Annotated in this window: 13 protein-coding genes and 1 pseudogene; 3 read left to right on the top strand and 11 right to left on the bottom strand. The window is 70.1% G+C overall.

What is annotated here, in order from left to right; genetic code table 11:
* The first annotated feature begins 1 nt into the window (after nucleotide 1).
* Nucleotides 2–1081: an ABC transporter ATP-binding protein gene (locus OG966_RS30305; protein ID WP_326653133.1), complete on the top strand. Its 1080-nt coding sequence runs from the start codon at nucleotides 2–4 to the stop codon at nucleotides 1079–1081.
* 247 nt (nucleotides 1082–1328) lie between these two features.
* On the opposite strand, the pseudogene OG966_RS30300 reads toward OG966_RS30305, so the two are convergent.
* The 9 genes and pseudogenes from OG966_RS30300 to OG966_RS30260 all read right to left on the bottom strand — a co-directional run.
* Nucleotides 1329–1505 (bottom strand): annotated as a pseudogene (locus tag OG966_RS30300) (flavodoxin family protein); the annotation flags it as partial.
* Between the two features lie 273 nt (nucleotides 1506–1778).
* Nucleotides 1779–3038: a TIGR02679 family protein gene (locus OG966_RS30295; RefSeq protein WP_326653132.1), complete on the bottom strand. Its 1260-nt coding sequence runs from the start codon at nucleotides 3036–3038 to the stop codon at nucleotides 1779–1781.
* 92 nt (nucleotides 3039–3130) lie between these two features.
* Nucleotides 3131–7351 (bottom strand): TIGR02680 family protein, encoded by a 4221-nt coding sequence (locus tag OG966_RS30290; RefSeq protein WP_326653131.1) that lies wholly within the window; start codon nucleotides 7349–7351, stop codon nucleotides 3131–3133.
* The gene (locus tag OG966_RS30285; protein ID WP_326653130.1) at nucleotides 7348–8595 is read right to left on the bottom strand and encodes a TIGR02678 family protein; all 1248 of its coding nucleotides are present in this window, start codon (nucleotides 8593–8595) and stop codon (nucleotides 7348–7350) included. The genes OG966_RS30290 and OG966_RS30285 overlap by 4 nt, the downstream gene beginning before the upstream one ends.
* The gene (locus OG966_RS30280) at nucleotides 8592–10262 is read right to left on the bottom strand and encodes a TIGR02677 family protein (RefSeq protein ID WP_326653129.1); all 1671 of its coding nucleotides are present in this window, start codon (nucleotides 10260–10262) and stop codon (nucleotides 8592–8594) included. Before OG966_RS30280 ends, OG966_RS30285 begins: the two co-directional genes overlap by 4 nt.
* A 312-nt stretch (nucleotides 10263–10574) precedes the next feature.
* Nucleotides 10575–12083: a 3'-5' exonuclease gene (locus OG966_RS30275; protein ID WP_326653128.1), complete on the bottom strand. Its 1509-nt coding sequence runs from the start codon at nucleotides 12081–12083 to the stop codon at nucleotides 10575–10577.
* A gap of 12 nt (nucleotides 12084–12095) precedes the next feature.
* Nucleotides 12096–12821 carry a hypothetical protein gene (locus tag OG966_RS30270; protein ID WP_326653127.1) on the bottom strand — a complete coding sequence of 242 codons (726 nt, stop codon included), beginning with the start codon at nucleotides 12819–12821 and terminating at the stop codon, nucleotides 12096–12098.
* A gap of 109 nt (nucleotides 12822–12930) precedes the next feature.
* A complete protein-coding gene (locus OG966_RS30265; protein ID WP_326653125.1) occupies nucleotides 12931–14259 on the bottom strand; it encodes a class I SAM-dependent RNA methyltransferase in 1329 nt (442 codons plus the stop codon).
* A 183-nt stretch (nucleotides 14260–14442) separates the two neighbouring features.
* Entirely contained in the window at nucleotides 14443–16491 is a 2049-nt protein-coding gene (locus tag OG966_RS30260) for an APC family permease (protein ID WP_326653124.1), read from the bottom strand.
* Between the two features lie 185 nt (nucleotides 16492–16676).
* On the opposite strand from OG966_RS30260, the gene OG966_RS30255 reads away from it, so the two are divergent.
* Together OG966_RS30255 and OG966_RS30250 are read left to right on the top strand one after the other, a co-directional pair.
* Complete coding sequence (locus tag OG966_RS30255) at nucleotides 16677–17345, top strand: potassium channel family protein (RefSeq protein ID WP_326653122.1); 669 nt, start codon at nucleotides 16677–16679, stop codon at nucleotides 17343–17345.
* Nucleotides 17345–18022 carry a potassium channel family protein gene (locus OG966_RS30250; protein WP_326653121.1) on the top strand — a complete coding sequence of 226 codons (678 nt, stop codon included), beginning with the start codon at nucleotides 17345–17347 and terminating at the stop codon, nucleotides 18020–18022. Before OG966_RS30255 ends, OG966_RS30250 begins: the two co-directional genes overlap by 1 nt.
* An 89-nt stretch (nucleotides 18023–18111) precedes the next feature.
* Here the strand turns inward: OG966_RS30250 and OG966_RS30245 are convergent, their stop codons facing one another.
* Complete coding sequence (locus tag OG966_RS30245; protein WP_326653120.1) at nucleotides 18112–18921, bottom strand: DUF3159 domain-containing protein; 810 nt, start codon at nucleotides 18919–18921, stop codon at nucleotides 18112–18114.
* Between the two features lie 3 nt (nucleotides 18922–18924).
* Nucleotides 18925–19341, bottom strand: a complete 417-nt coding sequence (locus OG966_RS30240; RefSeq protein ID WP_326653119.1) for an OB-fold nucleic acid binding domain-containing protein — start codon at nucleotides 19339–19341, stop codon at nucleotides 18925–18927.
* Between the last annotated feature and the right edge of the window lie 11 nt (nucleotides 19342–19352).

The following is a 19352-nucleotide window of genomic DNA, read 5'->3' as shown; positions in this document are numbered from 1 at the left end:
GATGGCGCAGTTGGACATCGTCGACGTCGGGCACAGCTACACGCCCGGTGCCGAAGAGAAGCAGTGGGCCCTCAGGCCACTGAGGCTGACCTTCGAGGCCGGCAAGACATACGCACTGGTGGGGCCGTCGGGCTGCGGCAAGACGACGCTGCTGAACATCCTGTCCGGGCTGGTCAAACCGTCACAGGGCCAGGTCCTGTTCGACGGCGTCGACGTCACGGCTCTGCCGACGAAGGCGCGCAACATCGCCCAGGTCTTCCAGTTCCCCGTCATCTACCACTCGATGACCGTGTACGAGAACCTCGCCTTCCCGCTGCAGTGCCGCCGGTGGGACAAGGCGAGGATCGATGCCAAGGTCCATCAGGTGGCCGAGGCGCTGGACCTGGACGACCGGCTGGGGCAGCCCGCCCGGCGGCTCACCGCGGACGACAAGCAGCTGATCTCGCTCGGCCGTGGCCTTGTCCGTGACGACGTGGCGGCCGTGCTGATGGACGAGCCCCTGACCGTCATCGATCCGCAGCTGAAGCACTCTTTGAGGCGGAAGATCCGCGAGATCACCGAGCAGTTCCAGCCCACAGTTATCTACGTTACCCACGACCAGTACGAAGCCATGAGCATTGCGCAGGAAGTGCTGGTCATGAGGGACGGCCAGGCCATGCAGCAGGGCACTCCGGAGCAGCTCTTCGAGGCGCCCTCATCAGCATACGTCGGCTACTTCATCGGATCACCGGCCATGAACTTCCTCACCCTGGACCGGGCGCACCAGGAGTTCACCCTCGGAGGCCGGACCCTTGCCGTGGCGTGGGACATCCCGGAGAGCACCAGCGAGGTCCAGGTGGGAATCCGGCCCGAGTACGTCAAGGTCGTCACGGAACCCGGGCCGAACACCTTTACCGCCAGGCTTCGCGGTGTCCAGGACCACGGCCCTCAGCGCGTGCTCGAGATCGACGTGGCCGGCCAGCCCATGAAGGCGAAGGTGCCACGAGAGGACGGGGTTCCTGCGATCGAGGAATTCCTGGTGCATCTACCTCGCGCGAAGGCGCTTCCCTATTCGGACGGTTACCTGGTTCTCCAGTCGTAGAGCGGGTGGTTGCCGACGGGAGGCCCAGTTGCGGTCGGGGAAACAGCACTCCCCGCTGTCGCTGCCGGCGCTCACGTCGGCGTGGGCGGCATCATCCGCAGCGGACCGCGGGGCCGGTCGTACACGTGCGAACGACCGGACTTGCGGAGGTCTTTCCGAACCGCACCAATGCTCGGCGGACTGCGGCACGGATCAGGCGGCGTCGTCCACGACTTCATGGTGCGCCGGCCGGGCCGTCCGCCGCTTCTCAGCGGTGTTCGGGATTCGGGCAGCCGAAGCGGCAGTCGGCGTCCCACCCGGCGCGCCGGTTGCGGTGCGCCGGAATACCGCCCGCCTGCTTGAGCATGGCGGCGAGGTGCATCAGGTTCCAGGTCATGAAGGTGGTGTTGCGGTTGGTGAACTCGTTCTCGGGCCCGCCGGAACTCCACGGCTCCTTCCGACTCTGACCCTGCAGCTGAAGGGGGCACACTCGCCGTGACCGATGCTCATGGCTCGCGGCTCTCTCAGCCGAAGGGCTGTGTGGGCTTGGGCCCTGATGCTGCCGCGCGGCCTGCGGCTGGCGCGCGGTTGGGGGCGTTACCCGGATAGCCAAAGCCACATCTGAGGCGTTCCGCCACGGCGACGAGGAGCGCGTCGCCTACTGGGTCGTAGTGCGCGGCGAGGGCGACGGGCGAGCGATGACGCTCTTGGACGCTTCTCAATGAGCCTGCCTCTCCAAATCCGACAGCAAATCGTCGAGCACCACCTCTTCTTCGACACGAACACCGCGTTCGGCGAGAGCGACGGCCAGAGCCGGATCCCACGGAGTAGCGGCGGGCGCGCCCGTCAGGTCCGGGACCTCGGTCACTCTGGCCGCCGCCGCCCGATAGTGAGCGGCTGTGTAACGCCATGGCCGCCACGGGACACTTCGTCGCAGCGCCGTAGCGATGCGCACGCCGCCCCAGTCGAAGTCGCCGTGGTAAAGAAGCCCGGCTCCCTGGGCGGACAGGCCACGCAGCAGAGTGAGCGCGGCGGCTGAGGGCTGTCCCTGGAGACACACCATGGGCGGGCAAGCCCGGCCGAAGGTGTCGGCGGCGGCGGACAGGACGGCCGGGTTCTCGCAGACGTGGACGGTTCCCGTGGTCGTGACGACGGGGACTGGCGTGTGACGGGTGAGGGAACGCAGCGTCAGGACCGCGGGCTCACCGGTATCGGCCATCCAGTCGAGGGACGGGGTGCCCCGCAGGTTGAGGGAGAGGACGGTCGATGACACGTCGTCCCTGAGCAGGCCCGCCGAAGCCCATGCTTCCCGTCGCCATTCGGCACCGGCGCCGTCAGGGAAGCCCGTGACGGAACGGAGCCCCGACAGGACGAGAGCGGCGAGCGGTGTCCCCTCGTCCAGGGCGTGGGCGCCCGCGAGGTTTCGCGCCGCGAACGTGGCGCGTGACATCGGGGGTGACACGGGCAGCGAACGCAGCGCGCGCACGGCAGCGTCCACCAGGGGCCCGGCGGCTTCCGGTGTGCGCGCGAGGCGCCGTACGAGACCGTCCCTGCGGATCCGCTCCGCCCAGTCGGCCAGCTCGGCGTCGAGGGTGCCGAGCGGGGCGTACGCCTCCTCCCAGGCCCGCTCCTCCTTGTCCCGTGTCGCCGCGTGCAGGGTGACGGGGCCGGTGAGTGCCACCACGGCGACCCCCAGTCCGTCAGGGCTGACACCGGAGCGGCGCAGGATCGCATCCACCGTGTCGAGTCGAACGGTCAGAGAACGACCGGCTCTTGGTACGCGTCCCAACAAACTCTCCGCAGCACGACGTTGGGATTCGTCGGGATGGGACAGGGTGAGGGGGCCGGTGAGTGGTCGGCCGCGTGCCATCCGCTGCCGGGCGCGGTCCACGAGCCAGGCCAGGCCGGGATCACCGAGCAGCCGGCCGAGGCGTTCGGCGTCGACCTGTTCGCCGTTCTGCGGTGTCGCGGAAGGCACTGCTTCCACGGTGTCCGCCGGCCTCTCCCGCCCCGCCCGTCCGCTGGTTCCGGGCAGCTGACCGGTCTGTGAGGACGCAGGCACCGCAGCATTCACGTCCACAGGGACTCCTGTTCTCCGGTGCCGTCGGCGACGGCAGTCCGTCCCGGCCCGGCTGACGGCCTGTCCGCCCCAGCGGCCGCTCCGTCCGAGACGGCGGCATGAGAGGGCCCTGTGGAAGCGCTCGCCTGTCCGCCGGGCTCCGTGCCACGCCGTCGATCGCTCCCGTCCCACTCCCACCGGGTCACCAGCACGGCGGCGATGTCGTCGACGCGCGAAAGTTGTGCGATGGCGATTCCGGGGACCTGGGGGTAGCAGGCCCATTCCCGTTCGCTGGTCATGACGACGTCGAGGTCGAAGGCGCGCAGCAGGCCGAGGCACTTGGCGCGCGAGTCGTCGTCCACGCCGGCGAACGCCTCGTCCAGAGTGACCAGGCGTGGGGCGTGGGCGCCGCCCGCGCTCGCGTAGTGGGAGGACGCCGCGGCGAAGAGAGGCACGGACGCCGCCAGGACCCGTTCGCCGCCCGAGGCGGGCCCGGTGGCCGGTACCCATTTCCCGTGCTGGTGACGTTCGACGCCGAACTCGTGCCAAGCCCGGTAGTCGAGGGCGGCAGTGAGATCCTCCAGCCAGCTGCCGGCGCTGTCGTCGGCCTGCCGACGGGCGATCTGTTCCTGGAGGAACGCGCCGACCGCGGCCCTGTCCTGTGGCGACCACGCGTCGGCGGACTGGCGCAGCCGTTCACGGGCCTGTGTCAGTCCCTGCGGGGCCCGGCGCGACGCCCGCCACACCAGCCGCAACTTCATTCCGGTCGAGGTCGGGCGCTCCTCCAGTTCCCTGTTCATGGCGCGCACCTGCCGTTCGGCGGCACCGATCAGTTCCTGGAGCGTGCCGGCGACCTCGGTGATCAGATGGGTCTGAAGGATCTCGCGCTCGTGCGCGGACAGGATGCGGGTCAGCTCGGCGACCTCGGTGGCGAGGGCGTCGGCGAGTTCGGGAACGGCCCGTTCACGGCCCTGGTAGACGATGTCGACCCGCATGCCGTCCTCGCTCGGACGGGCGGTGGCGGTGTGGCCGTGCCGGGACAGCGCGTCCTGTAGCCTGCCGTACTCCTCGCTCAGCCGTTTCTGTACGCGCTCCCAGGCCGCGTCCGAGTCGTCGACCGAGGAGAGCTGGGACTCGATGGCGCGAGCGAGGTTGACAGCCGGGGTCGCCGCCCACGTCCCTCCCTCGTCGTCCGGTACGACGACGTCGGGAAGGGCAACGGCGAGCAATCCTGTCGAGGCGTACCGCTGAAGAGCCACGATGGCACGTTCACGCGCGGCGGTCGCCTCGGTGACGTCCTCTGCGAGCCGCTCGATGCGCCCCTCGGCGTGGCTGGCACGCCGGTCCGCGTCGCCGAAGTCCGCCTGGGCGCGCTGCTGTTCGCTCTCGCAGACGCGTACCGCCGCCTCTGTCTCCTCCAGCCGCCGCTGCAGTTCGGCGACGGCTGCTCCGACGGTGGAGCGGAGTGTCGTGAGGCGCTCGTCCGCCGCCGCGGCGAGGCGGGCCGCTTCTGTCCTGCGCTCCGCGAGTTCGAAGACGCGGAGTTCGGCCCGGCCGGTCTCCGCCTGCTCACCGAAGACCGCGTGCTCGGCCTCGGCGCGTTCACGCAGCGCCGGCCACAGCGCCGCCAGGCAAGCGGTGTGGTCGGCGAGCGCCTGGCGCACGGAGCCCAGTCCCGTCCTGTCGGTGGGGAGGTTCAGGGCGGCCGCGGTCTCGGTGAGCTCGGCCGCCGCACGGTCGGCGTTCCCGGCCGCCAGAGCCAGTTCTGCGGCCCGCTCGTCCTGCCGGGTACGGGCCCGGTGAGCCGCGTCGGCCGCGGCGGTGACGCGTGCGTGGGCATGACGCAGGTCGTCGTCGCCCGGTACCGCCGCGAGTTCGGCGTCGAGCACGCCTCGACGCTCGGCCACGGCGCCCAGTTCCTCGGCCAGCTGCTCCCGCTCCGCCTCCAACGCGTCCAGTTCGGTGCGCAGTTCGCCGATCCGGGCGCGGCGCGCTTGTTCCCGCGCTCCTTCTCCCACGTACTGGGCACTGTCCTTGGCCCAGCTTCCGGTCAGCGCGCCAACGCGGAAACGCCCGTCCGTGGAGACCCAGGTGTCGTTGCCTTCGGCCTCCCAGGAGGGCCCTTCGGACCTGTCGCCGTTCTTTCCGGCCAGCCCGATCCAGGCGAGCAGGCGCTCGACCGTCCCTTCCCCCACGGCGGCGGCCCGCACGTCCGCGTGGTTGACCGCCGGGCACAGCGCGCGGTCGAGGCCGCCCCCTCTGCGCGTGCCCATGGGGTCGAGCAGCACGTCGTGGCCGTCCGCTGAGACCGCGGAGCCGTCCGGCCGTACCCAGGCGTCGAGGAGCCCCGACGCCTCCAGCGCGGCTTCCAGTCCCGCGCGTTCGGCCTCGGTGACGTGCGGACGGAAGTCGACGAGTCGCCACAGCGGGGCGCCGAGGCCTCGGTCCCGGACACCGGGAGTGCGCGTGTACGGAGCAAACGGACCGCGCTCCCCGCCCGATTCGAGGGCGGTCAGCTCCTCGGCCGCCAGCCGCCGGCGTTCCGCCCTCGCCGCCTCGCGGTGGGTCAGACCGGCCGCCCGGTCGGCCAGCTGAGAGGCGGCGGTGCGATGGGGTGCGGCCGCCGCCGCGCGTGCCGGGTGAGGGCCGTCCAGACTGCTCGCCCAGTCCTGAACCGCGTCCAGGACCCCCGGCAGTCCGGGGACGCGCAGTTCCACGCACCCGGAGAGATGTTCCTTCACGGCCGTGATCAGCACACGTCCTGCCTCGGCGACGCTCTCCTCCGCCTCGGCCAGCCGCTCCCTGCTGTGCACGACCTCCTCGTCGGCCTCGTCGGCGCGCAGCTGGGCGGCCCTGCGCGTCTCCTCGGTCCGCTCGCCCCGCGTGGCGAGATCCTCCACATGCTCGACGGCGCGCCGCCTGCTCGCTGTCGCCTCGTCCGCTTTCCGGCGCAGGGCCGCATCGGGGGCTCCCTGTGTCCTGGGGACGTCGAGCCGGGCCGCCGCGGCACTCTCCGCCACGCGGCCCTGGATGTCGTCCAGGGTCTCCTGAGCCGCGGTGAGCCGATTACTCGCGGTGGCGAGCCGGCCCAGGGCCCGGGTGTGTGCTTCGGCCGCCGTCTGCCGGTCCGCCTCGGCACGCGTCAGTTCTCCTGCCGTGCGGGAGGCGTCGACCGCCGCCTGATCGAGTGCGCGGGCGTCACGCATCTCGGGTCCGGACCGCAGTGCGGCGTCCTGGGTGCTCAGCCGCGCGGCCCGCTCGTCGAGTGCGGCGCCCCTCGCCTGGGCCTCCGTCCGGTCCGCCACAGCCCGATCGCGGTCGCCCTGTGCCTTGAGGAGTTCACGCTGGAGGTGCTCGTACCGGGCGTGTTCGCGGCGGGGCAGGCGGGCCCGGCGCCGGGAGGCGATACGGGCGTAGCGCCGGTAGTGGTCGAGGAACCCCGACGAGGCCTGCTCGGCCTCGCGGGCCGCCCGCAGCTCCTCCTTCTCCTCGTCCAGCGACCTGAACGCCTCCGCCGCGTCGGCGATGACCGCCTGGTCCATCGGCGGCAGCGCCTCCGTCAGCGCCCGGGACAGGGCGGCTTCGTTGGGGCGCTTGGACAACTGGGGCTGGCGCAGCTGGATCAGGAGGTCTACGAGCGCGCCGTAGCGCCGCTCCCCCAGCCCGAAGAGAGCTTCGTCGACCGCTCTGCGGTACGTCTTCGCGGTGTCGTACACCATGCCGCGGCTGCCGACGGCCTCCGCGAGCCGGTCCCGGGACAGAGCCGTGCCGGTCGCGTCCAGCAAGTCGAGGCCTGCGCCGATCCGCTGGTCCGTCAGCGCGAACCAGTGGCGGGCGATGCCGCGTCCGGCGACCGCCTTCAGCCCGCAGAGCAGCGTACGGAAATGCGGCTCACCCGTGGTCTCGTCGAGCCGTCCGAACTCGATCCAGGTGTAGCCGAGCCGTTCCGGATGTGGGTGTTCGCCACCCAGGAGCAGGTTCCATTCCATCCGCTTGCCCGGGTCGCCGTCGGGCTCGACGCGTCGGGCGGAGAGGTCGCCGTCCAGCAGGAACGGCAGGGTGAGGGCGAGCACCTTCGACTTGCCGGTGCCGTTGTTGCCGCGCAGCAGCAGACGGCCGTCGCGGAACCAGAACTCCTCGACGTCGTAGTGGAACAGGTCGACGAGCCCGATGCGCAGGGGCCGCCACCGGCCGGGTGCTGGGCTGGGGAGCGCGGTCAAGGCGCGGTTCACCTTTCGTCCTTCATGGTCGTGTCCGGCAGCGCGGCAGGATGGCGAGCTGGTCCTGGTTCCCTGACGACGGGCTCACCGACCGCGTACCGCGCGAGGGCCGGTCGCGGCACGACGCCCCGCTCCGTGCGCTCGGCGAGTCCCAGTGCCACCAGCTTCGTCACGGCCTGCTCCACGAGTTCGGGCTCGGCTCCCGGCTCTCTCGCCGACTTGGACCAGAAGCCGCCGTGTTCCACGGCCAGCTCTCGTACGCGGGACGCCAGCTCCGTCGGCTCGACGGGTCCGTCGGCCCGTGCCAGGTGTCCTGCCAGCAGCAGGGTGATGTGGCCATGTGTGCCCTGCTCCGGCATGCGTACGTCCGTCAGGTCGTCCATCGGATCGACCATGGCGATGCCTTCGGCACGGACCTCCGCGACCAGACCGGTCAGTTCACTGATGCGGGCGGTGATGAATCCGCGCTGCCGGGTGAGGTAGGCCAGTTCGTCGTCGGTCAGGTCGTCGTAGTAGAGCACCGGGTCGTCGAGGAGGCGGCGGGTCAGCTTCCAGCGGATCGCGCGGAACCTGAGCTCGTCGCTGTCGAGCGCGGTCTGCGCCGTCATCTCCACCAGGCGTTCCTCGAAGCCCTCGGCCTCGATCATGGAGGGGCCACGCAGGGACGCCGGCACCCCGGCCAGCACGCGCCGCCGCACGTCGTACAGCACGTCCCCCGATCCGCTGACGTATGCCTCCTCGTCACCGGCCACCCGCCGCAGCACACCGAGCCGCAGCAGCAGTCGTACGACGGCTGCGAGGTCGAGGCGCTCGTCGCGCCGCTCGAGGGTGAACGTGATCCCGGCGGCGACGAGTTCGGGATCGGCCGCGGCCAGAACGACCTGTTCGGCGAGGCGTCCGAGTGCCACCTGCGACTCGCCCCGCTCCAGCGCGGCCAGCGTCAGGCAGAGCAGGACGTAGCGGCGGCGTGTGAAGGGCAGGGCGGTCCGGGTGGCTTCGCGTGCGGGGTGCGTGGCGTTGGTGAGGGTGCCCGGCGTCTTGCGCAGCCGTGCGGCGTCGGCGTCCGTGCGCAGCGTCCAGCCGACGTTGCGCTCGAACCACTCCCCCAGTTCGGCGGCGTGTCGGCGCACCAGCCGGAACTCGTCGGCGTACGGCCCGTCGGCGGTGAGCAGCGGCTCCTTCAGCAGGGCTCGCGCGGCCCGTTGGAGGCCGGCCTCGCGCTGGCCGTCCAGGACCTCGGTCAGGGGGCCGGTCATCGGTCCTCCGTGAGCTGTGGGGTGGCCCGGGAGGGCCGGAGGGGGGTGCCCTGCCGTGGGACGGACAGGGTCGCGGGCTGCGGAATCGGCAGGGCCGGGGCAGCGAACGGCCCGCCGCGCTCCCCGGCCGCCGTGAGGTCGACGATGTCGATCAGATGGTCGGGGCCGCTGAACACCCCGTCCGGCGTGTGCACTTCGGCCGTCGAGCCGTCGTCGAGCGCGGTCAGCCGGATCTCCATCGAGCCGTCACCGCTGGTGGCCACGGTGCTCGTCATGCCCGGCCGCCAGGTGGAGAGCACATCGCCGAGCAGACGCAGGAACAACTGGAAGGCGAGTGGGTCGAGTTCCCCCAGACGGGACAGCCGGACCGGACCGCCCGTCGCCAGGCGGTCCCGTGCCGCGCCGGCCTGCTCCGCCTGCCGGGCGGCGATCTCGGCGAGCCTGCGCTTCGCCTCACCCCGGTCGGCCACCTTGCGCGGCTTGCCGCGCCGCTCGTAGCTGCCGGTACGGCGCAGCTGGGGGCTGATCCGCAGCGGTCGCGCCTCGCCCCACGGGGTCGAGGCCGGTTCCGGCGCAGCCGTCCGTTCGGTGAGGGTGTCGGCGTCGACGGTGAGGTGCCGGGAGGGGTGCAGCCCGAACGCCACCCGCCACAGCCGGTGCCTCGCCGCGTCGTCGGGCGCCTGAGCGAACCAGCGCGCCAGCGCGCGGAAGTCGGCCGAGCGATCCGATCGCCCGGCCCGTCGCTCGTTCAACTGCCGTACTACGGACAGCAGTTGCGGAATCGAACCGAGCGCCCGCCCGCGCAGCAGCCTGGCCTGCGACTCACGCCCCTCCGCCGACACAAACCACTGGGCGAGCCCGGACCACCGAGCGGCCCACTTCTCATGCGCCGCCGCCTCCGCGTGCTCGGCGTCCTCGGGAGCGGCGTCGGTGGCCTCCCGTGCGGCGGCCAGACGCAGCAGCGGCCCGACCCGTCCCTGATCCTCCAACTCCCCGATCAGCAGGGCGATCCGCCCGCCGAGCGTAATGAGGTCCTGGATGAACCTCTCCAGGTACTGGATCAGCCGGTCCTTGTACGCGAGGAACGCCTCGACCTCGATGTCGTGCAAGTCGATGGTGCGCTGGAGCGACCCCATGAAGGCACGGGCGTTGTCCGCGAGGTCGCTGAAGCGCGCCGTCAGCACGGACAGGGCGACGTATGCCTTGGCCGGGTCGGGCTCGTCCTCCGACGCGATCACCAGCAGAGCCCGCAGCTGCGTGACGATGTCGTGCAGCGCGACCGCCTGGAGTTCGCCGCGCCGTCCCAGCACCTCGTCGTACGTCCCCAGCGCCGCCTCGGCCGCCTCACCGGCCCGCGTGAGCTGGTAGATGAACCGCTTCCGGTAGAAGTCCTCGACCGCCGTCACCCGGGCGGTGTCCGGATCGGCCCGCAGATTCCCCCAGGCGACAAGACTGTCCAGCGCCTTCGCTACGGCCTCCACGTCGGCCGGCCGGCTCCCCGCGTCCAGCGCGGCGTACACGTCCTCCGGCCGCAGATGCACCGCGAACCGCTCCTTGGCGGCAAGGAACGCACGCATCACCTGCCGGTAGAGGGCGGCGTTGGGGACGGTGAGGTGGGCGAAGGGACCGTAGTCGGCCGAGTTCTGGCCGGGAGTCTGGGCTGTCATCGTCGGTCCATCCTCCCCGACCGGCCCCCTCAACACGTACGATGTCGGATTTTCGCCCACCCGCACACGGCTGCCGTCAGGGTGCAGGGGAACAGAGGACCTGTCGGCCGACCTACTCGCGGATGGCTTGCAGCGTTAGGCAGTCCAGCGTGACGGAAGATCGTTCAGGCGGCTCGGTCACAAACGCGAGTACGGCCCGCCCAACCGGATTGATGAACCGTCCCTTGTGCGCCGGCTCCACGACCGCCGCGGGCGCAATTGACCTGATGGGTCGTCGAGATGGTGCCGAGACGCCCACGCTCAGCAAGCGCGTCAGATCGACTCCGTCGTCCCGAGAGGTTTGAGGAATCGGCTCGGTTCGCCGTTCCATGAGATTGCGAGAGCGTCCCGGGCGCGCGTCACGGCGACAAAGAGCAGCGAACGGGCGCGCTGCAGTTCCCGCTTGTGGCGGGCACTGTCGGTTCGTTCCCAGTTGTCCACCGACGAGCGGGGCACCAGACCTTCGGAGACCCCGGCGATGATCATTCGCTGGTATTCCAGCCCCTTGAAGCGGTACATGGTGCCGATGTGGACCCCCTCGGCCTTCCTCGGCCCTTCCGGGGTGATCTCCGTGGGAGTGATACCCCGCTCCTGCAATCGGGAGGCGACCTCCGATCTCCACCTCACATCGGTGTAGTGGCGCAGGAGCCAAGCGCGCGCGGCCACTTCTCCGACGAGGCCGATGGCGGACCGCTGGTCTTCGTTGGTCTGGGGCATCTTCGCGACGACGATGCGCGGCTTGGCGGGCGAAGCACCTCTGCGTCGCGGTTGGGGCAAACCAGCCACGGTGTCGAGGCGCACTCTGCCGGACTGGGCGAGGAAGCATTCGTCGATGCTCCTCGATGCGATGTCCGCGATGGTGGAGAACTGGTCGCGTCCTACCCTGACCTCGTTGTCTCCGATCGTGATCGCGCGCGGGGCGGCGCCGATCGAACCGCCGGGGGCCTGGGACGGCGCCGCCGCCTGCGCAAGATCCTTGTCAGTGAGACCCAGTCGCGCAGGATCCGCGGCGTGCGGCATTCCGACAGGCCACCCCACGGCGCGTCCCACTGCGTCGAGCAGTTGTTCCTCGCTCAGCAGCAGGTCGCTCAGTCCGGTTCCGTCGATGAGGCTGCACTCCAGCAGCATCGCCCCGTGCCATCCGGCGGGTGTCTGGACGGCGTGACGACGGCACCATGCGGCCACCAAGGGGACCAGCGTCGGCACGAGCTCGTCGAGCGCGGAAGCATTGAGTGCGCGAAGCCGGTCGACGGGCTGAAGCCCTGTGGGCCGCTCAAGGTCGTCGTCGGCTCCGTGGGCACGCAGCCACTCCTGCACCCTGCTCCGCATCGCTTCTTCGGACGGAGTGATGAACCGGGGAAGCCAGTCGGGGTCCGGCTGCAGGTCGTGGAGACCGCGGGCCGCTGCGTAGCCGGAGATGTCCTCGCCCTGGTGCGCGGCGACGGCGTACCGCTCGCGGAGCCTGTCGAGGACAGCCTCGGAGCGGGCGCGCACGAAGTCGCCGAAGACCTGTTCGTGCAAGTCGGGGTAGGAATACGGGGAGTACCCGGGCCCGAGCGAGGCGAGCGCGTCGTTGAACTGCCGGAAGTCGAGTCGCAGTTCGTCACGGAGTTCGGCAGGCGTCGTGGAAGAGCGGGCCAGGGCCACCAAGTCGACCGACGGCACCGGCAGACCGGGCGCGTACCGGTCGATGATCTCGCCGAGTTCGCGTTCGCCGGCCGCCCGGCCGAGGACATGGGCCGCCTCCTCGTCCCAGTCGTCGGCGGCGAGGCATGCCAGCACCGGGCGGAGCTCTCACTGTGTCCTGCACGTCGCTGGTGAGATTGTGCCTGATCTCGGTGACCTGGCCTCGGTCGTGTCCAGCGCCGTCGCGAGGGTGCTGTCGTCGATGTGTGTCGGACTGTGGCTACTGAAGTGCCGCTCGAGTTTGACCAGGACCAGTTTCAATGCGTCCTGTATCCACGGCCTGCCCAGCAGCTGCGCGACGGCGGGTGTCGCCGTCTGCAGCTCGTCCCAGCCCTCGTCGCTCCTCCATACGACCACCGTGGGGTGCTCTTCGTCCGGCAGCGACAGCGCACGCGTCGTCGACGACGGTTCGGTCGGTGTCCCGGAGATGGCAATCTCCACGTCGTCAGCCTGCACGACGCGGATGGTGCGAAGCCGTTCGAGCGCTGCACGGACACCTCGTTCACTGCGGCGCACGAACACCCCGGATTTTAGTTCCATGGCGGGTGCGAGCACGGTGACCAGCCACTCTCTTCCCTCGACGAGCACTGTCGCGTGCCCAGCCGGGGTGATCGGCTCGCCGTCTCGATGACGCACCTGGACGTGGGTGGCCGACGTGCGCTGCGCCCTCATTCCGTTCTCCTCGGCCAGGCGGACGATGGCGTCACCGGACTCTGCCGGGGCGACGAGGATCGGATGGCCCGCCAGCTCGATGAGCGCCTCCTTCAGGGGGTTCGCCTCGTCGCAGACGTGGACCGCGGCCTCGTCAGCCTTCGGCGTGAAGGTGCCCCTCAACCCGATCGAAGGCGCAGCCTAGCCACCCACGACCAAGCGCCCGGCGGCCGCAACGACCACCGGCACCCAGTCCTGCCCAAACAGTCCCTGCCCTGGACCTATTTACGCGTCAGATGCCCTTGTCCGCAGGCTCAAGAATCGCCACGCACTCCACGTGATGCGTCATCGGAAAAAGGTCGAACGCCCGCAGCGTGCGCGGCTTGTAGCCGCCCTCGCGGAAGTACGCCAGGTCGCGCGCGAGCGCCGCCGGGTCACAGGCCACGTACGCGATACGCCGCGCACCCAGGCCTGCCAGGCGCTTCACCGTCTGCTTGCCCGCCCCCGCGCGCGGCGGGTCGAGGACGATCAGGTCCGCCTCGGTGATGCCGGTGCGCGGCAGGATCTGATCGACCTTGCCGTGTTCGATCCGTACCCGCTCCAGATCCTGAAGGTTGTGCCGGGCGTCCTCGACGGCGCGCTTGGTGGACTCGATGCCGAGCACCGCACCGCTGTCGCCGACCCGTTCGGCGATCGCACCGGCGAACAGGCCGACGCCGCAGTACAGATCGAGCGCCGTATCGCCCTTGCGCGGCATCAGCCCCTGCATCACGGCCTTGACCAGGGTGTCCGCGGCCTGCGGATGTACCTGCCAGAAGCCGCCCATGCCGACGCGGTAGGTGCGCCCGTCGGCGCGCTCCCGGACGAAGGCGCGGCCGTGCACCCGGTGCACTCCACCGTCGCGCTCGTCGACGCGCAGCACCGAGACCGGCTTGTCCAGCTCGACCAGCGGCAGCCTGCCGCCGGGCAGCGGGGTGAGAATGACCTGGCGGTCGCTGGATCCCGTCGCCGCGATCGCCTCGACCGTGGCCATCTGGGCCCAGTCCTGCTTCTCGATGCCGAGCTCGGTGACCCCCGGGGCGGCGATCATGCACTGATCGATCGGCTGGACATCGTGCGAGCGGTGCTTGCGCAGCCCCGCGCGGCCCTCCGTGTCGATCGCGTACTGCACGCGCGTGCGCCAGGCCGGCACCTCGCCCTTCGGAAGCTTGTCGCCCTCCGCGGGCATGACCGTGCCGTCCCAGCCGGCCTCCTCAGGGGTGAGGCCCGCGAGCCGCTGCAGCTGCTCGGTGATCACCTCGCCCTTGAGGCGACGCTGGGCGCCCGGCTTGGCGTGCTGCCAGTCGCAGCCGCCGCAGTTCCCGGGGCCGGAGTACGGGCACGGCGCCTCGACGCGGTCCTTGGACGCCTCGAGGATCTTGACGGCGTCGGCGCGGAGGAAGCGGGAGTCCTCCTCGCCCTCGGTGATACGGGCCACGATCTTCTCACCGGGCAGCGTGTGCCGTACGAACAGCACCCGCCCCTCCTCGGTGCGGGCGATGCAGTGGCCGCCGTGCGCGACGGGCCCGACCTCGACCTCGTACTCCTCCCCGACCAGCGAAGACTCAGGTGCGTTCTGCATGGTGGGGTGACTCCAGAGGATCAAAGGAAAACGGCCGGACAACAACCCACCACTGTACGTGGGTGTCGACCGGCCGCTTGCCACGAACGTTCGAGCGGAAACCTCGGCTCCAGTGCGACCCCGAAGACCAGGGACGTCGACGACGCAAGTCCCCGAAGACGCGAGTGCGCGAGGGCGCGAGCCTCAGCTCTTCCCGGTGGGCTCCTTGGGCCGCTGGTCCACGGGCCCGCGCCGTACCGAACCGGGCGCGTTCCACTCCTGGCGCTTCCTCGCCCGCTTCTTCGCGGCCTCCGAGGACACCAGCTGGTACGGCACCGAGGTCACCATCACCCCGGGCGTGAACAGCAGCCGGCCCTTCAGCCGCAGCGCGCTCTGGTTGTGCAGCAGGTGCTCGTACCAGTGCCCCACCACATACTCGGGAATGATCACGCTGACCACGTCCCGCGGGCTCTCGCGCCGCAGCCCCTTGACGTATTCGATGGCAGGCCGGGTGATCTCGCGGTACGGCGAGTCGAGGATCTTCAGCGGCACATTGATGCCGCGCCGCTCCCACTCGTCCTTGAGTGCCTTTGTCTCCGCCGGGTCGACGCTGATGCTGATGGCTTCGAGCTTGTCGGAGCGCATCAGCTTGGCGTACGCGAGGGCGCGCAGGGTCGGCTTGTGGATCTTGGAGACCAGGACGATGGAGTGCACGCGCGACGGGCGCACATAGTCGTCGGGACGCTCCTCCGCAGCCGCGATCTCCTCGGAGACCCGGTCGTAGTGCCTGCGGATCGCGGTCATCGTCCCGTAGAAGATCACCATGCCGAGCAGTGCGACCCACGCGCCGTGCGTGAACTTGGTGGCGAGCACGACGACCAGCACCAGACCGGTGAAGAAGGCACCGAAGGTGTTGATCGCGCGGGAGCGGATCATATGGCGGCGCTTGGCCTGGTCCTTCTCGGTCTTCAGATGGCGGTTCCAGTGCCGCACCATGCCGGTCTGGCTGAGCGTGAAGGAGACGAAGACGCCGACGATGTAGAGCTGGATGAGTTTGGTCGAGTCGGCGCCGTACAGCCAGATCAGGAGTACCGCAGCGCCCGCCAGCAGCACGATGCCGTTGGAGAAGGCGAGCCGGTCGCCGCGGGTGTGCAGCTGGCGCGGCAGATAGCGGTCCTGGGCCAGGATCGAGCCGAGCAGCGGGAAGCCGTTGTACGCGGTGTTGGCGGCCAGGAACAGGACCAGCGCGGTCGCCGCGGCGAGCACCACGAAGAAGAATGTGCCGTCGCCGAAGACGGCGGCCGCGACCTGCGAGATCACCGGGTTCTGGACATAGCTCTCGCCGACCGGACTGCCGTTGCTCAGCAGGTCTTGCGCGGGCTGCTCGGCCATCTTCACGTCGGTGGCCATGGCCAGGGCGATGATGCCGCAGAACATGGTGACGGCGAGACCGCCCATCAGGGCCAGCGTGGTCGCGGCGTTCTTGCTCTTCGGCTTGCGGAAGGCGGGCACGCCGTTGCTGATCGCCTCGACGCCGGTGAGCGCGGCACAGCCGGAGGAGAAGGCCCGCAGCAGCAGGAAGACGAGGGCGAAGCCGGCCAGCCCCTGGTGCTCGGCCTTGATCTCGAAATCGGCCGTGGGAGCCTTCATGGTGTCGTCGAGCACCAGGCCCTTGAAGGCGCCCCAGGCGATCATGATGAAGACACCGGCGACGAAGACGTACGTCGGGATGGCGAAGAGCTTGCCCGACTCCTTCACGCCGCGCAGGTTCATCAGCGTCAGCAGGATGATGATCGCGATGGCGCAGAAAACCTTGTGCTCGACGACGAAGGGGATCGCTGAGCCGAGGTTCTCCACTCCGGAGGCGATCGAGACCGCGACCGTGAGGACGTAGTCCACCAGCAGGGCGCTGGCGACGGTGAGGCCGGCCCTGGGCCCGAGGTTGGTGTTGGCGACCTCGTAGTCGCCGCCGCCGCTCGGGTAGGCGTGCACGTTCTGGCGGTAGGAGGCGACGACGGTGAACATCAGCACCACGACCGCGACCGCGATCCAGGGGCTGAAGTGGTAGGCCGACACACCCGCGATGGAGAGCACCAGGAGAACTTCGCCCGGTGCGTACGCCACCGAGGACAGCGGGTCGGAGGCGAAGACGGGAAGCGCGATGCGCTTGGGGAGGAGCGTTTCTCCCAGTCGGTCGCTTCGCAGCGCCCGCCCGATCAGGATCCGCTTGGGCACGTCGGTCAGTTTGGGCACGCAGAGGATCGTAAGCGTTCCGTATGAACGGCGCTCACCCGCCCACCCCTACCGATACGGAATCTTCTGCTCCCCTCGCACAGGGGGTCCCTGGGCGGACTGCGCGTGTGTAGCTTGGGCCGCGGTCTGAGACCCTGACCGTGTTAAGCCTGAGCAGAAAACCATTGACAGCCGGAAGGACGGTCGTGCACATCGTCATCATGGGATGCGGGCGAGTGGGATCCGCTCTCGCGCAGACCCTGGAGCAGCAGGGGCACACGGTCGCCGTGGTCGACCAGGACCCCACGGCCTTCCGCCGCTTGGGCTCCGGGTTCGGCGGCCGCCGCGTCACCGGAGTCGGTTTCGACCAGGACACCCTGCGCGAAGCGGGGATCGAGGACGCCGGCGCGTTCGCCGCTGTCAGCAGCGGCGACAACTCCAACATCATCGCCGCGAGGGTGGCGCGCGAGATGTTCGGCATCGAGAACGTCGCGGCCCGTATCTACGACCCGCGGCGCGCCGAGGTGTACCAGCGCCTGGGCATTCCGACCGTCGCCACGGTCCGCTGGACCGCCGACCAGATGCTGCGGCGGCTGCTGCCGTCCGGCTCGGAGCCGCTGTGGCGCGACCCCAGCGGCGGGGTGCAGCTCGCCGAGGTGCACACCTCGGCCTCCTGGATAGGCCACAAAGTCAGCACCCTGCAGGAGGAGACCGGCGTGCGCGTCGCCTTCCTCACCCGGCTGGGCGAGGCGATTCTGCCGACGTCGCAGACGGTGCTGCAGGAGGGCGATCTCGTCCACGTGATGATGCGTACGGACGAGGTCGAGAAGGTCGAGGCGGCCTTCGCCGAGGGCCCTGAGGAGGGCGGTCACTGATGCGGGTCGCTATTGCGGGCGCCGGCGCGGTGGGCCGTTCCATCGCGGGCGAGCTGCTGGAGAACGGGCACGAGGTCCTCCTGATCGACAAGGCGCCGACCGCCATCTCGGTGGAGCGGGTGCCGCAGGCGGAGTGGCTGCTGGCCGACGCCTGCGAGATCACCTCGCTCGACGAGGCGGCGCTTCAGCGCTGCAACGTCGTGATCGCGGCGACCGGTGACGACAAGGTCAATCTGGTCGTCTCGCTGCTGGCGAAGACCGAGTACGGGGTGCCGCGGGTGGTCGCCCGGGTCAACAACCCCAAGAACGAGTGGCTGTTCAACGAGTCCTGGGGTGTCGACGTCGCGGTCTCCACGCCGCGTCTGATGTCGGCTCTGGTCGAGGAGGCGGTGAGCGTCGGCGATCTCGTACGGCTGCTGCGCTTCAGCCACGGCGACGCCAACCTGGTCGAGCTCACGCTGCCCCCGGAGTCGGCGCTGGCCGGCACCCAGGTCAGCGATGTGGCCTGGCCCGAGGACACCTCGCTGGTCACGATCATCCGCGGCTCCCGGGTGCTGACGCCAGGCTCCGAGGAGACTCTGGAGGCGGGCGACGAGCTGCTGTTCGTGGCCGCGCAGGCGCGCGAGGAGCAGTTGGAGGACCTGCTCTCGGTACGCCGGGAGGACGCTTCGAGCTGAGTCGCGCAAGCAGTACGGTCTCGCAGGCAGTACGCGGATGGGGCGCCCGGAATGATCCGGGCGCCCCATCGGCGTACGAGCGAGAAGAGCTACGGCTTGCGGTGCTTGGCCGGACCGTCGGTCAGGCGCTGGGGATCGGCGCCGTCCGCGAGGCTCTGCACCGCCTCGCCGAGCCGCTCCGCGGTGTCCCGGCGCTCCTTCTCGGCTTGCTCCTCCGCCTCCATCTCCGCGAAGACGTCGATCGGCGGCGGCGCCTTGGCCAGGAAGACCCAGGTCAGGTACACCGCGAGCAGGAACGGCGGGATCTTCAGCGCCACCAGCACCCAGCCGAGCTGAGCGGTGTCGGCCCACCAGTAGAGCGGGAAGAGGATCGCGCACTTGGCGAGCAGGATCAGGCCCCAGGCCCAGCTGGCCTTGGCGTACGCCTTCTTGCGGCCGGGGTTACGGGTCCGCCAGGAGAGGTTCTCCTTGAAGACGGGGCCGAGGATCAGGCCGATCAGCGGCACGCCCGCGATCGTCGTCGCGATGTACGCCACCGCCAGGCCGAGCGTGTAGATCATGCCCGGCAGATAGAAGTCCTTCGCATTGCCGGTCATCATCGCGAAGACGACACCGAAAGCCACTCCGAAGACCCCGCTGAAGGCGTGCTTGAGGGTGTCCCTGCGGATCAGCCGGACCGCGACGAGCAGCAGCGAGACCGCCAGGGCCGCGATGGCCGAGATGTGGAGGTCCTTGTTGACCGTGAAGATCGTGACGAAGAGCAGCCCGGGCAGGACCGTCTCGACCATGCCGCGTACGCCGCCGAAGGCCTCGAAGAGTGCGGCCTCCGTGACGGCCTTGGCGTCGCTGTCCTGCTGGTCGTTCGTCGTGGTGGTGGTCGGCTTGTCGAAAGACGTCACCGGCTACTCCTGTCCGAGCGGTCGGAGTTCGTATTTGGGGTTGAACAGCACCCGGCGGCCGTGACTCATGGAGATCCGGCCCGAGGCGATGAGCTTCCGGCCCGGCTCTATGCCCACGATGGAACGGCGGCCGAGCCAGACGACGTCCAGCGGGGCCGTGCCGTCGAAGAGCTCCGCCTCCAGCGCGGGCACTCCGGCCCGCGGACGCAGGGTGACCGTGCGCAAGGTACCAGTCACCCGTACTATCTGGCGGTCGTTGCATTCGGCGATGCGGGTGCACCCCGATGCCTGCGCGTCCTCCTGCAGCTCCTCCGACTCGAGGTCCTCTTGGGAGGTGGACAGCCGGTCGAGCATGCGGCGGAAGCGGCCGGCGGGCTTCGCCGGCCTCTCGGCCTTCTCGGAACGGGGTACGGCACTCATACAGAAAGCCT

This window comes from Streptomyces sp. NBC_01750, assembly GCF_035918095.1.
GTDB lineage: Bacteria > Actinomycetota > Actinomycetes > Streptomycetales > Streptomycetaceae > Streptomyces.
The sequence above is the reverse complement of the archived record's forward strand: the minus strand, read 5'-3'. Positions and strand labels throughout refer to the sequence as shown.